Source organism: Bacillus oleivorans (assembly GCF_900207585.1).
In the GTDB taxonomy this organism is placed as follows: domain Bacteria; phylum Bacillota; class Bacilli; order Bacillales; family JC228; genus Bacillus_BF; species Bacillus_BF oleivorans.
In genome coordinates, this window is sequence record NZ_OAOP01000001.1 from 105,022 (window position 1) to 121,145 (window position 16,124).

Sequence of the window (16,124 nt, forward strand, 5' to 3'; positions counted from 1 at the left end):
AAATTAAAAAATGGACAAAAAAAGTTCAAAAAAAGTTTGACGATTTTGTGAACGAGGTGAATAATATAAGTATATAAGGAGGATGGGAAGAATGGACAACAAAGTAAAGATTTTGAATGCAGTGAAGATCGTCGGTGGAACAATCCTTTCATTAGGAATCATTCTTTTTTTAATCGGATTTTTTGTAAGCACTTACAGTGTGTTGGCGCCAATCGGGATTGGTACGATTGTGGGAGCTGTATTTATCTTTTTAATGGGTGTCTTTCTCGTTGTCTCTGAAGAAATGATTACAAAAGGTAAAGATGAAGACACTAAAATTCCGCAAATTTAAAATTATATATGAAAAGGAGAGCGCCTCACGAAACGCTCTCCTTTTATTTTTTTTACACGTAGCCCCAAATCATCGTGAGTAAAGTCCCGAAGATGGTAGCCAACGCAATGATTAACGCGTAATAAATATTGGTATAAATAGACCCTCTATCCTTCGTTTCTCCAGCATGCATAAACACGACGAGCTGAAGACCAGCCTGAAGGAAGGCAGTCACGAGCAGAACTGTCATTCCGGCTGCAAAGGACATGTCTAAGAAATAAACAAGTAAAGCAACTAATGTCAGAACGAGCGAAAAGACAAACCCCATTACTTGTTTCAGCGGGAATAATTGTTTCATATTACATCATTCCTTTCAGGTAGATGAAGCTGAAGATAAAGATCCAGACTACATCTAAGAAATGCCAGTAAAGAGAGAAAATGAATGATTTATTGGCCGTCGCTGGAGTCAGTCCGCGCTTTCTTACTTGGAGGATAATAGATAATCCCCAGAACAGACCAAAGGTAACGTGCGCACCATGTGTTCCTAATGTTGAGAGTAAGGCTGCTGTAAAGGCGCTCGTTTGCAGCCCGGCTCCAATATGGACATAGTGAATGAATTCATAAACCTCTACACTAAGGAAGCCAAGCCCGAGAAGCAGTGTAACGGCAAAGAACGCGAGCATGGCCTTCTTGTTTCCAAGCCTCATCGCATGAATCCCCAAACCAATAGTGAAACTGCTGGTTAAAAGTAACAGGGTCTCAACGAGTACTGGAGTAATTTCAAAAATTTCTGCACCAGACGGCCCGTTTCCTACACGATTTTCCAAGGTGAAAAAGGATGCAAAGAGTGTACCAAAAAGCATAATTTCAGCGCCAAGGAAAATCCAGAAGCCTAAAATATTAAGATTATTTTGCTCTGTGCTATATTCAAGAGGTTGCGTGTGATCTATCTTCATTTCTTAGCACCTCCCAATTTTTCTTCTGTCTTTTGAATTTCCTCAACAGAAATGTGATAACCGTGATCTTGTTCAAATGAACGCATCGCCATACAAACGAAGATTGCGATGGTTGTAAGAATTAACGGAATCCATAAGCCGAACACAAAGGAGAATCCCCATCCGAAGAAGATACATCCCATAATAAACGGCACGCCTGTTTTGTTAGGCATATGAATCTCTTTATATTCACCTTTGAATAGAGTGTGTCCATTCTTCTTAGAATCCCAGAATGCCTCACTTGAATTAACCTGTGGTGTAAGCGCAAAGTTGTATTCAGGAACTGGACTATGGGTAGCCCACTCAAGTGACCGGGCATCCCAAGGATCGGATCCGATATCTCTTGGTGCATAGCGAATGCTGTAATAGATGTTGTACACAATTAAGATGAACCCTGCGGCAAGACCTAGTGCACCAACAAACGAAATCATATTCCAAAATCCAAAGCCGCTTGCTTCAGAATAGGTATACATCCGACGTGCTTGCCCATCAAGTCCGGAAATAAACATTGGCATAAAGGCTATAAGTGTGCCCATCGCAATGGTCCACGCAGCGGCCTTTCCGAGTCGTTCGTTTAACATAAAACCAAACATTTTTGGCCAGTAGTATGTGAGACCGGCAAGCATCGCAAATACAACACCAGGAATAATAACCATATGGAAATGAGCTACCAGGAACATCGTGTTATGGTACTGATAGTCAGCAGCTGACATTCCAAGCATAACCCCTGTTACTCCCCCGATGGTGAAAAGCGGTATAAACAGGAGTGAATACAGCATTGGCGTTGTAATCACAATTTTCCCTTTCCATAACGTCAGCAGCCAGTTAAAGATTTTGATTCCAGTCGGAACTGCAATCGCCATCGTTGTGATCGAGAAAATACTGTTAACCATAGCTCCCTGACCCATTGTAAAGAAGTGGTGCACCCATACTAGGAAGGAAAGCAGGGAGATAATAACCATTGACCAAACCATAGATTTATAGCCATATAGATTACGTCTTGCAAACGTTGAGATAACCTCACTATAGATACCGAATGCAGGCAGGATTAGAATATAAACTTCTGGATGTCCCCATACCCAGAACAGGTTGGCCCAAAGCATATCCATACCGCCATTGTCGGTTGTAAAGAAGTTCGTTGCAAACAAACGATCCATCGTTCCCATCGCAAGTGCTACAGTCAGAACTGGGAAAGCAAAAACAATAATGACGTTCGTAATCAGAGCAGACCAAGTAAACATTGGCATTTTCATTAAAGTCATCCCAGGTGCTCTCATTTTCAGAATCGTTGTGATAAAGTTAATACCCGTCATTAATGTACCTAGACCTGCAATTTGCAGTGAAATCATATAATAATTGGTTCCTACAGACTCACTGAACTCTGTGCCGGCAAGCGGGAAATAAGAAGTCCAGCCAGCGTCCGGAGAACCGCCGATAACGAATGAAATATTAAAGAGCATCGCACCGGCAAAGAACAGCCAGAAGCTGAGGGCATTTAAACGCGGGAATGCCACGTCACGAGCCCCGATTTGCAAAGGAACAACAAAGTTCATTAAAGCCATTATGAAAGGCATCGCCATGAACATGATCATGACAACCCCGTGTGTAGTAAAAATTTCATTATAGTGCTGTGCATCTAACAAGGTGTTCTCAGGCACAGCCAGTTGAGCACGCATCATGATGGCATCTACGCCACCACGGAAAAGCATCAGTAAAGCAGATATTAAATACAAAATCCCAATCCGTTTATGGTCAACTGTCGTTAACCACTCGCGCCATAGATAGCCCCATTTTTTAAAATAGGTTAAGCCTGCTATGATCGCAATGACAGTCAATCCAATCGCAACCATTGATGCATAAATGGCAGGACTAGGATGTGGTATCGCAAATCGATCAAAGAAATCCATCTTTATGGCTCCTTTCAAAAAGTAACTGTCTTTAATCAGTATTTTATAAATCTATGAAACTATTAATGGTGATGATCAGAGTTTTCTGTGGAAGACTCTTCATGGTGTTGACCATGCTCTTCCTCTGAATTTTCAGCGGAATCACCTGATCCATGATTATGTCCGCCATTTTCCCCTTCTGGAGGAGGTAAAAATTCTAAATGTGTTCCTGTAAACGTCATTTGTCCAAGGTGACCCGGTTCTAGTAACTCATTAAACTTTTCTTCTGTAAGAGGTTCAGCCGTTTCGTGTACTTCTTTCACCCACTCATCAAATTCTTCCTGAGACATGGCAGTCACATTGAATGTATTTTCGGCAAATCCTTTTCCGCTAAAGTTTGCGTTTCTTCCCATATACTCACCAGGTGCTTCGGCTGCTAAGTGTAACGTGTTGACCATATCAGCCATCGCATATTTTTGGCCGCCTAGCTGCGGAATCCAGAAGCTTGTAATCGGACCATAAGAATAAAGCTTAAACTCAAGCGGCCGATCCGTCGGTATATACAGATAGTTGACAGTTTCGATATTTTCTTCCGGGTAACTAAAATGCCATTTCCAGTTTGATGTAGAAGCATAGACAACTAATGGTTCTTGATCTTCGTATCCGACTGGAGTAGCTTCAACTTTATAGTTGCTTTGAACTGAAACAAATGAAAGAAATGCTACGATTAAGACTGGGATCCCCACAATAATGATTTCGACAATCGGATTCCCTTCAATATGTGGAGGCTCATAATCTTCTCGCTGTTTTGAAGCACGGTATTTAATCAGCATATAGACAAGCATTGCAAATACCACAATCACGATAAACGACATAAGGACAATTGATAATTTAATATCATTGGCCTGCACTTCAGCCTGTGGTCCTTTTGGGTCTAAGACAGTTAAAGGCTCACATCCTGACAGTACGGTCATAATAGCAACAACTAGACCTATTAAAGCCCATTTTAATTTCATACAGAATCCCCTTTCCGGTGTGGTAATTGGAACATTAAATAGTATTCAAAGAGAATGTTAATTTTTTCACAAATTCATATCTTTATCATAGTAAGGTATACGGGAAAATACAATTGAAAGTGATGGATGTCACAAAAAGTTCATGAAGAAATGGCTAAAGTATGACAAAAAAAGTTCATAAAATAGACGTTAATAAATGGTAATGGACAATTAAAATTAGTCCTATTTTGAATAATGGAGTATGATAGAGAGATAGATATTTTTTAAATGGACATTATGCACAGAACGAGCAAAAAATTATATTTATATAACAAAAAAGCAGGAATCATTTAAGATGAATCCTGCTTTTTCAGTATGGTTATATCCATTTTTATAAAAGGCTGTTTTCGCAAAGATTGTTGCTACCTGAATATATTTTTTAAACTGTAGTGGAATGGAGCGGAAGACACTTGACTCCAGCGGGAAAAAGAGGAAAGGTCGAGACCCCGCAGGCAAAGCCGAGGAGGCTCGACTTCCTCCCCGGGGGAATCTTGTGTCTGGAGCGAAATGGAACGGACACGTTTACCTCCATTAAAAAACAACAAACTATGCGAAAAAAGCCTTATAAAAAGCTAAAGTCAGACAGCTTCTTCCTTCTTTTTCCCAATTAAGCTAGCCTTTACTTCGTCCCTGTTCTTTTTGTGACTGAGTACGTATAGACTGTCTCCACTCTCGATCGTTGTTTTTCCTGTAGGAGTAATGATATTTTTCTCACGGATAATTCCGATAATTAAGGTTTCTTCTGGCAGCTTAATATTGGTTAGGGAACTTCCTATCACAGGCGAGGTTTCAGGTAAAGCGACCTCCATTATTTCCGAATCGGATTGTCCGAGCGTGATGAGCTCCATAATCGGATGATCTAATTTTTCTTTATCGCCGGTTAGACCTAATTTGGTTGCAAGCCAGGATAATGTACTTCCTTGAAATAAAGCGGAGAATAAGACCACGAAAAAGACCGCATTAAAGATAAGGCTGCTGTTTTCAATCCCCGCCACGATTGGATAGGTAGCAAGTACAATCGGAACGGCTCCTTTTAGTCCAGCCCAAGAAATAAACAATTTTTCCTTTACGTTAAATTTCATAAAGAGCGTACTGAGAAAAACCGCAACTGGTCTTGCAATAAACATTAATATGATGGCCAGTAAGATTCCTTCCCAAATTACGTCAATTAATTGATGTGGGAACACTAACAGACCTAACAGAGTGAACATTAGAATCTGTGACATCCAGGCAAATCCTTCATTAAATCGCAGTATGGAAAAGCGATAAGTTAAATCATGGTTACCGACAAACACAGCCATTACATAGACAGCCAATAAACCACTTCCATTTAGAAAATCAGTAAAGGCATAAGTAAAGATCGCACTCGCCATTGCAAGAACCGGATATAGCCCGGATGTTTCTAGTTTTATATGGTTGATGACAAGAACCGTTACCTTCCCAAATACATACCCTAAAAGCAATCCCAATCCCATTTGGACAAAGAAGCTGCCCACTGCGCTCCAGATCGAAGTTTCAGGATACTGGATTAATTCAATAAAGACGATGGTTAAGAATACAGCCATAGGGTCATTGGAACCAGATTCGGCTTCCAATGTAGAAGTTAAGCGCCTTTTTATATTTTTATTCCCTAAAACTGAGAAGACTGCCGCTGCATCTGTAGATCCAACAATCGCACCGAATAGCATCCCTTCGAGTAAAGACAAGTCAAGCACGTACATTGCAGCAAAACCGGTTATCACAGTAGTTAAAAAGACGCCTAGCGTCGCAAGGCTGCTGGCAGGTCCTATAATAGGGCGAATGTGCCGCCATTTTGTCTGGGTTCCGCCTTCAAATAAAATAATAATGAGAGCTAGAATACCAATAAACTGTGTGAGTTCAACATCATCAAAGAAAATAAACTGATTGAGTAACATTCCGACTAAAAGGAATAAAACAAGGGAGGGTAATCCTAAACGAGAGGAGAATTTAGTGGCTAAAACGCCGACAATTAACATTCCAGATATTAAAAAGATCAATGTTGCTACCGAATGATCCATTAAAACACTCCTTTCTGGCTAAAAAAGACATATATATATATAATACCGATAATGCAAACAAAAACAAAGCAATAACACTTACGTTTAGTAAGCGAAATCATCATGTATGGAACATCAAGTACAGTGAGGATAGTTGAGAATCTCTTTTGAAAAAAGGTACTATGGAAAGGAGAATGTGATCGGAAGGTGTTATGGATGGGAAGAGTAATCGTAGTCGGAGCTGGAATTCTCGGGGCTTCTGCAGCTTATCATCTGGCAAAGATGGGTGCCGATGTTACAATTGTCGATCGCTTTGATCCCGGACAAGCAACGGAAGCGGCAGCAGGTATCGTTTGCCCTTGGCTTTCCCAAAGGCGAAATAAAGCATGGTACAACATGGTTAAGGCAGGAGCCCGATATTATCCGGAATTAATAAAACAGCTGGAAAAGTTGGGACAATCCGAGACAGGCTATAAACGAGTGGGTGCTCTTAGTCTTCATAGCGACCCGGCAAAATTAGAAAAGCTAGCCGAACGTGCCATCAAACGGAGGCAAGATACGCCAGAAATTGGAGATATCCAAATATTATCGCCGGAAGAAACGAAAAGCTATTTCCCTCTTTTATCTGATGAATTTGGCGCCGTTTTTGTCAGTGGAGCTGCGCGGGTCAATGGGAGAGCACTGCGAAATGCATTAATTCAATCAGCCGTTCAATTAGGAGCCAAACTCTTGAAAGATGACGCTCGTTTGGATTTTCAGGGAAGCAGAGTAACCGGCGTAAAACTAAAAGACAAGAAAGTAAATGCAGACTGTGTCATTGTAACCGCTGGTGTATGGGCGAAGGATTTACTTAAGCCTTTAGGGATTGAATTTTTGGTAACGCCGCAAAAAGCGCAGATCGTTCACCTGCAAGTATTAGAAACTGAGACAAGCGAGTGGCCGGTTGTCATGCCTCCGAATGACCAATATATTCTTAGTTTTGAAGAAGGAAGGATTGTCGTCGGTGCTACCCATGAAAATGAGGCAGGACTTGACTATCGTGTTACTGCTGGAGGCATTCAAGAGGTATTAGGGAAAGCGTTACATACTGCTCCTGGTCTTGCTTCAAGCACAGTTACAGAGGTACGGGTCGGTTTTCGTCCATTTACACCTGATTTTCTACCCGTGATTGGAGCATTGCCAGATTTTGAGGGGATTCTTGTAGCAAACGGATTAGGTGCTTCTGGCTTAACAAGCGGCCCTTTCCTTGGCCTTGAGCTCGCAAAATTAGCGCTGGGAAAACAAACGGAGCTTGATCTCAAGATTTATGATGTGGCCGGTGCTATAAAGCTTCACCTGTAAAAAAATAAGGGAAAGGGCATAGCCCTATTTCTCGGCTAAGCCCTTTCTTATATATTGTGAATTTATGCTGGCTTCACGTAAGTATCCAGTTTTAGAGCTGCTTCATATTCGTATAAAAGGTTTTCGAAAATAGCATCCCATGTCTGAGTAAGTGCATAACTTTTACCGTTCTCTGCCATTTTCAGTCTTTGATCCTCATTCTTTATTAAATTGGCAATCGAATCGGCAAACCCCTTCACATCTTTCTCTTGGCACAATAGTCCAGTGACACCATGCTGAATAATCGTTCTTACCCCGCCTGCATTGGCTGCAACGACGGGCGTTCCGCAGGCTAATGATTCAAGTACGACGTTTCCGAAGGTTTCTGTTGTAGAAGGAAACACAAATAGGTCGGATGCTGCATAAGCCTGAACCAGATCATTTCCTGTTAAAAACCCAGTAAACGTCATATTGGCTGGTGCCTTTTCTACTAATTCTTGTTTGATTGGTCCATCTCCGACCACGAGCCAATGAACGTCGTTTTTCACTTCTTCTGGAAGTATCTCTGCAATTTCAGGGAGAAGTCTAATATCTTTTTCGGGAGCAATTCGACCGACATACAGTAAAATGTGTTTTTCTTGAATGTTATATTTATGCCGTACCTCTTGGTGATTAACGACGGGATGAAAAACAGAATGATCGACGCCATGTGTCCAAATTGACAGGTTGGTAAAGCCATGTTTTTGCAGATTCTCTTTTGTATCCAGTGACGGTACAAAAATTCTCCGGAGTGGACGATGGAACCAATGCATATATTTCCAGAGGATTTTCTTTAAAAATTGCAGGTCATAAAAGGCTAAATATTTATCAAAATCAGTATGATAGGAACCGACAATTGGAATATTTAATTTTTTGGCGTAATATAATCCGCACAATCCCATATTAAAAGGAGTTGCAACATGGATGATATCTGGCTTAAACCGTTGCAATTCAGCTTTTACTTTTGGCATTTTAGGAAATGCAAGCTTGCAATCCGGGTAAAAAAATAGCTTCAAGCTTTTAAACCGATGGATATTATCGGAGTATACGCTGCCCGAACTTTCTGGTGCAAAAACCCGAAATTCAATATCATGATCTGTTAAATAATCGGTAAACCTTTTTAATGTTCTTGCCACGCCATTTATATCAGGTGCAAATGTATCCGTAAAAATTGCGATTTTCATGAGAGCCCTCCATATATGAATTCAATTAATAAAGGTATGTGTCTGCACGAATCTCCAATCAGAGTGTGCTTACATAAATACATGTAAAAAGAAATGCTTAATCCATATAAAAGATAAAAACCCTGATACACAACCTAATAAGCAACCGGCCAATACATCAGATGGATAATGTAACCCTAAATAAATTCGAGAAAAGCCAATGATAAAACCTATTGGCACTAAAATAATGGCGAGTGTTGGGTTCCAGACAACAAATGGAGTAAGAATTGCAAAGATGGCTGTAGTATGGCCGGAAGGGAAAGAATGGTCATTTAACGGATTATCTGTTACATGGATGTGATCGAGGACTGCATATGGTCTGCTGCGAGGATACCATTTTTTTATAAGTGCAACAGGAATATGACTAATAGTTAAAGCAATAGCACTAGCAATAGCTGTATATCGAATCGATTGAGATGATAAAAGAATAATGCCTAAAACAAGAGTAATCGTAAATGTAGCCCCGCCTAGGTGAGTAACCGTACGGAAAAAGCGATTTAATAGTTTTCTCTCAAAGTAGCGGTTGATAATCCGAAATAACTTACATTCCATTGCATAAAAACGTTCCATGTATCTAACCAAAACCTGCACCTCCCCACTGGTAAAGACCTCTTACTAATGATTTTAAAGAATCAATATTTAGAAAATACAAATTTCTTGTAAAAGATTTGCAATGATTTGTGAATGAATGAGATAAAAAAAGGGCATGACCCCGTCTGCGATAAAGCAGCAGCGGTCTGACCCCTTTTTACTGTTATATATCTCCGCATTTTTGCGCTAACTGATTGATAGAATCGTGTAATTTTTGGGAAACGACCTTTAGTTCTGATTTAAAATACTCGCCATCTCTAAAGAATATCGGTTCTCCTGTAACCACAGAGCGTGTCTTTTTGCTTACGTATAAAGGAATAAAATGAATATGCTGCCCTGTTTCTCTATGAAAATACCTTTCTAAATAGAGGAAGCCTTCATACATGGCCTGCATAGAAGAAGCGGAATCGGTGTATTCAATATCCGGAAAGATTAGGATTGGTTCGCCCTTTTTTAAAGCCTGCACACTATCGATAAAGGTATCAATAATTTTTTTAGTTCCTCTGAAAACGGGAATAGCATTGGCTGATTGAAAAAATTTCGGGATAAGCGAGGATACGAGAAGGGCTAATAGAGCCGCTAGTTTTTTTTTCAGCTTTAAGCGTACTGTAAAGGTATAGTCAACAAATTGCCGGTAACAGCTGGTTTTATCAAAAAATACATGCAGCACCCAAACCCGAACAGGTGTCTGTAACCAAACGTATGTGATAAATGGCCCGAAAAAATTTTGGTGGTGTGAAACAAATACAGTGGGGCACGTATGAAAATCTGGCAGCTGGACCGTATATTTAGGATATACTCTTCTAGTTAAAAAACGGACAAGTCTAAACAATTTACCGTAAAAATGCTTTTTCATTTTTTTCTCCAAAGGCTTGCATCATAAAAATAACCTCTTACTAATTGAGAAAAGATCTTTAACGAATCAAATAAAGGATGATAATGCGAACCTTCATTCCTATTAAAATATAAAGTTTGTATCGGAACTTTACGAAAATCGATATCTCTTAATCGGGCATGGATTAGCATATTGATTTCAAATTCGTACCGTTCCCCTTTAAGCTGAAGCATCCAGGACAGCTGGGAAGCCGGAATCCCCCTTAATCCAGTTTGTGTATCCTCAAGTTTATAATGAAATAAAAAACGGAAAAGAAAACTTGTGATTTTATTGCCTAACTGACTCCTTCCTGGTACATGCGTTTTTTGAAAATCTCTGACTCCTAAAACAATCTCATTTTCGTCGGAAGAAATGGCATTCGCCACTTTGAAAACATCTTCAACCGAGTGCTGGCCATCGGCATCCGCTGTAATAACGCCATCCATCTCCTGAAAATGCCCTAAAAAGTAGGCAAAAGCAGTTTTAAGAGCTCTGCCCTTTCCTTTGTTTTTGTGATGTCTTAATACTGTACACTTTTCTATTAAGCTAATTTCGCTAAAAATTGAATCAAACTCTCTATCACTCCCATCATTGACAACAAGAACATGTCTGGCCCCTTTTGCTAGAAGCGCTTTTACATAATCAATCAAACTTTCGGTCGGGTTAAGGGCGGGGATAACAATCACATAATTACTCATGAGTCCAGTCTCCTCTCCATGCCCATAAGTTAAAGTACCCTTTATTAAATTGAATAAAGTAAAGCGCTGAGCGAGATAAGCCGCAAAATCTTCTAGGATCGTGACTGCTAGCTCTTTGTAAGGGAGTGTTAGTATAAGTCTATTCTTCCATTTATTTAGAAGAATAAAGGGTACTATGTAGCTTTTCCATACATATCATTGCGTGATTTTATTTACCAAAATCAGGTGGCTGAATAATTCATTAAAAATTTTACTCTATCATTTTTTAATGCTCCGATTTTATGCGGTAGAAATAAACCTAGAATTTATTCGGGGGACAACCCGAAACAGCAAAATCATTTCTTATTAATATCATATAAGAATAGACAGTAATATATGTGGAAATTAGGTTTAATTATTACTAAAAGAGAGGGGTCTATGGGGCTTTTACGCTCAGGTGAAAGAAAGACGCCTGCTTTGTGGGAGTTCCTCGAGAAGGTTTTGCAGGTTTGGATCCTGAAAAAAGGATTCGTTAAACTCCTCTTCAGTCTGCGCAATCGCCTGACCTTTTAGAACAGCAACTGTTTCAGCAGCATAGTCAGGGTCCTCTTGTACATATGCAACAAGATGCTCATAGAAAGAATCCGATAATTGAACATTATCACTCTCTGTATGAATCAATTCCTTTAGATTTTCTGTGTTTCCCTCGAACAAAGCAGATTCAAAATCATTTATGACCTCTTCTGTACTGGGCTGGCTATTGGCAATTATGCTTAAAACAATAATTCCAATAGCAATGAAGGCCAAAAAAGCTAATAGGATTTTTTTATGCTGTTTAGCTTTTTGTACCAATTCCATAAATAATATCACCTTTTCTCATAACATTTTCACCGTTCATGTAGTTATATCCTACGGATATATGAAAATGACAACTATTAGATTTCTAGTTTTTACGAAAGTTAGTTTAATAGATTAAGATGTTCCAAGATTAAGTGAGGGGTCTTATTTGGTGTCAACAGAGGAAATCAAAATCCAAATAAAAAACCAACCGGCCGGTTAGTTACGGGTTTATTTTATGCAAATCTCTCTAGAGGAACAACGAACTTTCTTCCTGTTTTTACTAAAAATTCCATTTTAAGGGTGACTGTTTCTTTCATTTTAAGGAAGACAATTGATTTTCTCATTGTCCTATTTTTACCTAAAAAATATACTTGAAATAAATCAGATTAAGGCATATAATGTCCACTATACATAAACAAATGTCCGTTTCGGGAGGACTTATTTTGAATAGGAATAAAGAAAAGTTTTATTTAATTCATAGCGATATTTTGCCAGAGTCTATTTATAAAACGGTAGAAGCTAAAAAACTGGTTGAAACAGGTGAGGTAGAAACGGTCAATCAGGCAGTAGAAAAAGTGGGACTGAGTCGAAGTGCTTATTATAAGTACAAAGATAAAATTTTCCCCTTTAATGCTGCTACTTATCAGCAGATTGTGACGTTTTCCCTTATTTTAGAGCATCGCTCAGGTGTATTATCCAATGTCCTTCGATTTGTGGCTGAAAAATCAGGCAATATACTAACTATCAACCAAAGTATTCCTCTGCAAGGAATCGCCAATGTGGTTCTTTCTGTTGATACCGCTTCTCTTAATCTACCGACATCAGAATTTATTGACGAGCTTAATCAGGTAGACGGGGTTAGGAAGGTTGTTATCGTAGGTCAGGGCTAGATTAAAAAATTTTGAAGAAAAGAGGATTGGATTGTGAAGGATCATAAAATAAAGTTGGGTTTAATGGGAATGGGGACAGTAGGTACAGGGGTCATTCGTTTAGTTGGAGGGCATCAAGAAGACTTGTTTAAACAAACAGGGGTGGAAGTAGAAATTGGAAGGATTCTCGTACAGGATCGAAATAAGGAAAGGTTGATTTCTGTTGCTTCTGATCTGATTACAGACGATCCATACCGTCTGCTTCATGACCCTGACATCGATGTCATTGTAGAGGTAATGGGCGGCATAGAACCGGCTAAGTCCTATATCTTAGAGGCTCTGGAGCAAGGAAAGCATGTGGTAACTGCCAACAAGGATTTAATGGCGTTACATGGAGCAGAGTTATTAAAAAAAGCTGCTGAGAAAAACTGTGACTTGTTTTACGAGGCAAGTGTAGCCGGGGGAATTCCGATTTTACGGGCGTTAGTAGAGGGGTTTTCCTCAGACCGAATCACTAAAATTATGGGAATTGTAAACGGGACGACCAATTATATCCTGACAAAAATGAGCCAAGAGGGCGCCTCATATGAAGATGTTTTAAAAGAGGCACAAAGCCTTGGCTATGCAGAAGCAGACCCTACCTCCGATGTAGAAGGATTAGATGCAGCCAGGAAGATGGCGATCCTAAGTACGCTTGGCTTCCATGTTGGCATGAATCTAGATGAAGTTTCTTGTAAAGGGATATCTCAGGTTACACAGGAAGACATTCTTTATGGTCAAAGACTGGGGTATACGCTGAAGTTAATTGGGATTGCGAAGCGGGACGACGATTTGATCGAGGTTAGTGTACAGCCTACCATGCTTAAGAACTCCCACCCGTTAGCTTCTGTAAATGGTGTCTTTAATGCGGTATATGTCTATGGCGAGGCTGTTGGGGAGACTATGTTTTACGGACCGGGAGCTGGAGAGCTTCCTACCGCAACTGCCGTCGTTTCTGATTTAGTTACAGTTGTGAAGAATATGAAATTGGGTGTCAATGGTCGGGGTATGGTAGCGCCATACAAAGAAAAGAAATTAAAATCCGATGATGAGGTTTGGGCAAAATACTTCTTACGGCTCATTGTGGAGGATAAAAGTGGTGTATTAGCTCAGCTAACCACAAAAATGGCAGAAGAAAAGGTTAGTTTGGAACAGGTGATTCAGCATCCGACTAAAGACGGTAAAGACAAGGCGGAGCTGATCATGATTACCCATTTATCATCCAAAAAGAGTATCAGCCATATTTTAAATGAATTGGAACAGTTAGAATTTGTGAGTGAAATTAAAAGCGTTTATCGAGTGGAAGGCAGTGAATGACATGAGTGGAATTCTAGCAAAATATGCACCTTATTTACCAATTACAGCAAAGACCCCTTCCCTTACTTTACATGAAGGGAATACACCGTTAATATTTGCCCCTAATCTATCAGAAAAGTTAGGGCTCGAGCTTTACTTTAAGTATGAGGGGCTGAATCCGACAGGTTCATTTAAGGATAGAGGAATGGTCATGGCCGTCGCTAAAGCAATAGAGAAAGGCAGCAAGACGATTATGTGTGCTTCAACCGGCAATACCTCGGCCTCAGCGGCAGCCTATGCGGCAAGGGCCAACCTTAATTGCTTTGTTTTAATACCTGAAGGAAAGATCGCACTTGGGAAGTTAGCACAAGCAATTGCTTATGGAGCTAAAATTATTGAAATAAACGGAAATTTCGATGATGCTCTTTCCATCGTCAAAGACATTACCGCTAAAGAACCGATTACTCTTGTTAATTCAATCAATCCGTATCGGCTAGAAGGACAAAAGACGGCTGCGTTTGAAATCTGTGATGAACTGCAGGATGCTCCAGATATTTTAGCAATACCCGTTGGAAATGCCGGAAATATCTCAGCATATTGGAAGGGATTCACTGAATATTATGAGAACGGCCAATCTGCAAAGCTCCCACAAATGTATGGCTTCCAAGCCGCTGGAGCAGCCCCGATTGTAAGAGGCGAAATCGTGGAAAATCCAGAAACGCTTGCGACCGCGATTCGTATCGGAAATCCGGCAAGCTGGGAGAAAGCAACAAATGCTTTACAAGAATCAAATGGACTGATTGATGAAGTTACAGATGAACAAATTGTAGAAGCTTATCAAACATTAGCTCGTTCTGAGGGAATATTTACTGAACCAGCTTCTGCCGCTTCGTTAGCAGGAATTATCAAACAAAGACGCTCAGGTCAGTTAGAAACGGGCAAAAAAGTGGTTTGTGTCTTAACCGGAAATGGATTAAAAGACCCTGATACAGCGATTCAATATGCTAAATTCAAGCCAGCTAAAGTAGAAAGCAGCTATGATTCTGTCTTAAAAGTTCTATATGCACATGCCGGTGAAAAAAATGAAACAGTTTGATGTTACGGTAAGAGTACCGGCTAGTACGGCAAATCTCGGCTCGGGATTTGATGCAATCGGAATGGCCCTAAATTTATATACTACAATCAAAATGCGCCGTGCTTCACAAACCTATGTTGCTTTAAAAGGCAACAATTTAGAGGGACTTCCAACAGGGAAAAATAACATGATCTATCAAGCTGCGATTGCTGTGTTTAACCATGCTGGGTCCCCTATCCCTGAGCTTGAGATCGAAGTAGAAAGTGAAATTCCTTTAACAAGAGGTTTAGGCAGCAGTGCTGCAGCGATTGTTGGCGGAATGGTTGCGGCCAATGAGCTGCTAGAGGAACCTTTGAGTCAAAATCAACTCTTTCAATTAGCAGCGGAGATAGAAGGGCATCCTGATAATGTGGGGGCATCCCTTTTCGGGGGAATCATAGCAGCGGCTAAAACCGATTCAAAGATTTCCTATGTTCAATTTCCTCCGCCTCAAGGAATCCGCGCCGTTGTTGCTATTCCGGATTATACTTTATCGACTGCAGCTGCCAGAGATGTATTACCCTCTTCTTATTCAAGAGAAGATACTGTACATGCCATCGGTCATTCTGCATTGTTAGTCGCAGCATTAGCGCGCGGAGAACTCTCAGTTTTATATGAAGCTATGTCAGATCGGATTCATCAGCCATATCGTGCAACTCTTATTCCGGGGCTTGAGGAATTATTAACTACGAGCAAGCATCATGGAGCAATCGGCATTGCATTAAGCGGAGCAGGTCCAACGATCATCGCTTTAACAGATAAGGATGATCAACCTCTTTCTTTGCATATTGATCAGGTTCTACATAGTCATGGGATAAAGGCAAATGTGTTGACTCTTTCTATCGACACGGTTGGGGTCACAGTCGAAACCAAGATAAACGCAAAAAAAACATTTACTAGTTAATTGCCAGTAAATGTTTTTTGATTTGGCTTTGGCTTTTTCTATGATCATGGAGATGAAAATGGGTTATGAATAAG

General features: G+C 40.2%; 16 protein-coding genes. 6 read left to right on the forward strand and 10 right to left on the reverse strand.

Annotated features, from left to right (window positions below):
- Window positions 1–91 precede the first annotated feature (91 nt).
- Window positions 92–331, forward strand: coding sequence for a hypothetical protein (locus tag CRO56_RS00480; protein WP_097156638.1), 240 nt, complete (start codon window positions 92–94; stop codon window positions 329–331).
- 52 nt (window positions 332–383) lie between these two features.
- On the opposite strand, the gene qoxD is transcribed toward CRO56_RS00480, so the two are convergent.
- From qoxD to CRO56_RS00510, 5 genes are all read right to left on the reverse strand, one after another.
- On the reverse strand, window positions 384–668 hold the full coding sequence (qoxD, locus tag CRO56_RS00485) for a cytochrome aa3 quinol oxidase subunit IV (protein ID WP_097156639.1): 285 nt from the start codon (window positions 666–668) through the stop codon (window positions 384–386).
- Window position 669: 1 nt separating this feature from the next.
- Window positions 670–1,266 carry a cytochrome aa3 quinol oxidase subunit III gene (qoxC, locus tag CRO56_RS00490; protein ID WP_097156640.1) on the reverse strand — a complete coding sequence of 199 codons (597 nt, stop codon included), beginning with the start codon at window positions 1,264–1,266 and terminating at the stop codon, window positions 670–672.
- Complete coding sequence (gene qoxB, locus CRO56_RS00495; protein WP_097156641.1) at window positions 1,263–3,212, reverse strand: cytochrome aa3 quinol oxidase subunit I; 1,950 nt, start codon at window positions 3,210–3,212, stop codon at window positions 1,263–1,265. Before qoxB ends, qoxC begins: the two co-directional genes overlap by 4 nt.
- Before the next feature lie 62 nt (window positions 3,213–3,274).
- Window positions 3,275–4,207: a cytochrome aa3 quinol oxidase subunit II gene (gene qoxA, locus CRO56_RS00500; RefSeq protein ID WP_097156642.1), complete on the reverse strand. Its 933-nt coding sequence runs from the start codon at window positions 4,205–4,207 to the stop codon at window positions 3,275–3,277.
- 617 nt (window positions 4,208–4,824) lie between these two features.
- Window positions 4,825–6,285: a potassium/proton antiporter gene (locus tag CRO56_RS00510; protein ID WP_097156644.1), complete on the reverse strand. Its 1,461-nt coding sequence runs from the start codon at window positions 6,283–6,285 to the stop codon at window positions 4,825–4,827.
- 195 nt (window positions 6,286–6,480) lie between these two features.
- Here CRO56_RS00510 and CRO56_RS00515 point away from each other — a divergent pair, with 195 nt between their 5' ends.
- Window positions 6,481–7,605 (forward strand): NAD(P)/FAD-dependent oxidoreductase, encoded by a 1,125-nt coding sequence (locus CRO56_RS00515; RefSeq protein ID WP_097156645.1) that lies wholly within the window; start codon window positions 6,481–6,483, stop codon window positions 7,603–7,605.
- 62 nt (window positions 7,606–7,667) lie between these two features.
- Here CRO56_RS00515 and CRO56_RS00520 read toward each other — a convergent pair whose 3' ends face one another.
- The 5 genes from CRO56_RS00520 to CRO56_RS00540 form a co-directional block, all read right to left on the reverse strand.
- Entirely contained in the window at window positions 7,668–8,807 is a 1,140-nt protein-coding gene (locus tag CRO56_RS00520; protein ID WP_097156646.1) for a glycosyltransferase family 4 protein, read from the reverse strand.
- A gap of 69 nt (window positions 8,808–8,876) precedes the next feature.
- Window positions 8,877–9,416 (reverse strand): phosphatase PAP2 family protein, encoded by a 540-nt coding sequence (locus CRO56_RS00525; protein ID WP_097157177.1) that lies wholly within the window; start codon window positions 9,414–9,416, stop codon window positions 8,877–8,879.
- A 184-nt stretch (window positions 9,417–9,600) separates the two neighbouring features.
- Window positions 9,601–10,293, reverse strand: coding sequence for a lysophospholipid acyltransferase family protein (locus tag CRO56_RS00530; protein ID WP_097156647.1), 693 nt, complete (start codon window positions 10,291–10,293; stop codon window positions 9,601–9,603).
- Entirely contained in the window at window positions 10,290–11,009 is a 720-nt protein-coding gene (locus CRO56_RS00535) for a glycosyltransferase family 2 protein (protein WP_097156648.1), read from the reverse strand. Before CRO56_RS00535 ends, CRO56_RS00530 begins: the two co-directional genes overlap by 4 nt.
- A gap of 432 nt (window positions 11,010–11,441) precedes the next feature.
- A complete protein-coding gene (locus tag CRO56_RS00540) occupies window positions 11,442–11,846 on the reverse strand; it encodes a TcaA second domain-containing protein (protein ID WP_097156649.1) in 405 nt (134 codons plus the stop codon).
- A 380-nt stretch (window positions 11,847–12,226) separates the two neighbouring features.
- Between CRO56_RS00540 and CRO56_RS00545 the strand changes: the two genes are divergently transcribed.
- Genes CRO56_RS00545 through thrB form a run of 4 tightly spaced genes read left to right on the forward strand, consistent with a single transcriptional unit; the run spans window position 12,227 to window position 16,050 of the window.
- Window positions 12,227–12,718: an ACT domain-containing protein gene (locus CRO56_RS00545; protein ID WP_097156650.1), complete on the forward strand. Its 492-nt coding sequence runs from the start codon at window positions 12,227–12,229 to the stop codon at window positions 12,716–12,718.
- Between the two features lie 33 nt (window positions 12,719–12,751).
- A complete protein-coding gene (locus CRO56_RS00550; protein ID WP_097156651.1) occupies window positions 12,752–14,053 on the forward strand; it encodes a homoserine dehydrogenase in 1,302 nt (433 codons plus the stop codon).
- 1 nt (window position 14,054) lies between these two features.
- The gene (thrC, locus tag CRO56_RS00555; protein WP_097156652.1) at window positions 14,055–15,128 is read left to right on the forward strand and encodes a threonine synthase; all 1,074 of its coding nucleotides are present in this window, start codon (window positions 14,055–14,057) and stop codon (window positions 15,126–15,128) included.
- Window positions 15,115–16,050 (forward strand): homoserine kinase, encoded by a 936-nt coding sequence (gene thrB / locus CRO56_RS00560; protein ID WP_097156653.1) that lies wholly within the window; start codon window positions 15,115–15,117, stop codon window positions 16,048–16,050. Before thrC ends, thrB begins: the two co-directional genes overlap by 14 nt.
- Window positions 16,051–16,124: the final 74 nt, after the last annotated feature.

Coding starts and splice junctions, on each gene's coding strand:
- CRO56_RS00510 (WP_097156644.1), bottom strand. CDS start 6,285: ATGGATCATTCGGTAGCAACATTGATCTTTTTAATATCTGGAATGTTA.
- qoxB (WP_097156641.1), bottom strand. CDS start 3,212: ATGGATTTCTTTGATCGATTTGCGATACCACATCCTAGTCCTGCCATT.
- CRO56_RS00520 (WP_097156646.1), bottom strand. CDS start 8,807: ATGAAAATCGCAATTTTTACGGATACATTTGCACCTGATATAAATGGC.
- CRO56_RS00540 (WP_097156649.1), bottom strand. CDS start 11,846: ATGGAATTGGTACAAAAAGCTAAACAGCATAAAAAAATCCTATTAGCT.
- qoxA (WP_097156642.1), bottom strand. CDS start 4,207: ATGAAATTAAAATGGGCTTTAATAGGTCTAGTTGTTGCTATTATGACC.
- CRO56_RS00480 (WP_097156638.1), top strand. CDS start 92: ATGGACAACAAAGTAAAGATTTTGAATGCAGTGAAGATCGTCGGTGGA.
- CRO56_RS00545 (WP_097156650.1), top strand. CDS start 12,227: ATGTCCACTATACATAAACAAATGTCCGTTTCGGGAGGACTTATTTTG.
- thrC (WP_097156652.1), top strand. CDS start 14,055: ATGAGTGGAATTCTAGCAAAATATGCACCTTATTTACCAATTACAGCA.
- CRO56_RS00535 (WP_097156648.1), bottom strand. CDS start 11,009: ATGAGTAATTATGTGATTGTTATCCCCGCCCTTAACCCGACCGAAAGT.
- qoxD (WP_097156639.1), bottom strand. CDS start 668: ATGAAACAATTATTCCCGCTGAAACAAGTAATGGGGTTTGTCTTTTCG.
- CRO56_RS00525 (WP_097157177.1), bottom strand. CDS start 9,416: ATGGAACGTTTTTATGCAATGGAATGTAAGTTATTTCGGATTATCAAC.
- CRO56_RS00515 (WP_097156645.1), top strand. CDS start 6,481: ATGGGAAGAGTAATCGTAGTCGGAGCTGGAATTCTCGGGGCTTCTGCA.
- CRO56_RS00530 (WP_097156647.1), bottom strand. CDS start 10,293: ATGAAAAAGCATTTTTACGGTAAATTGTTTAGACTTGTCCGTTTTTTA.
- thrB (WP_097156653.1), top strand. CDS start 15,115: ATGAAACAGTTTGATGTTACGGTAAGAGTACCGGCTAGTACGGCAAAT.
- qoxC (WP_097156640.1), bottom strand. CDS start 1,266: ATGAAGATAGATCACACGCAACCTCTTGAATATAGCACAGAGCAAAAT.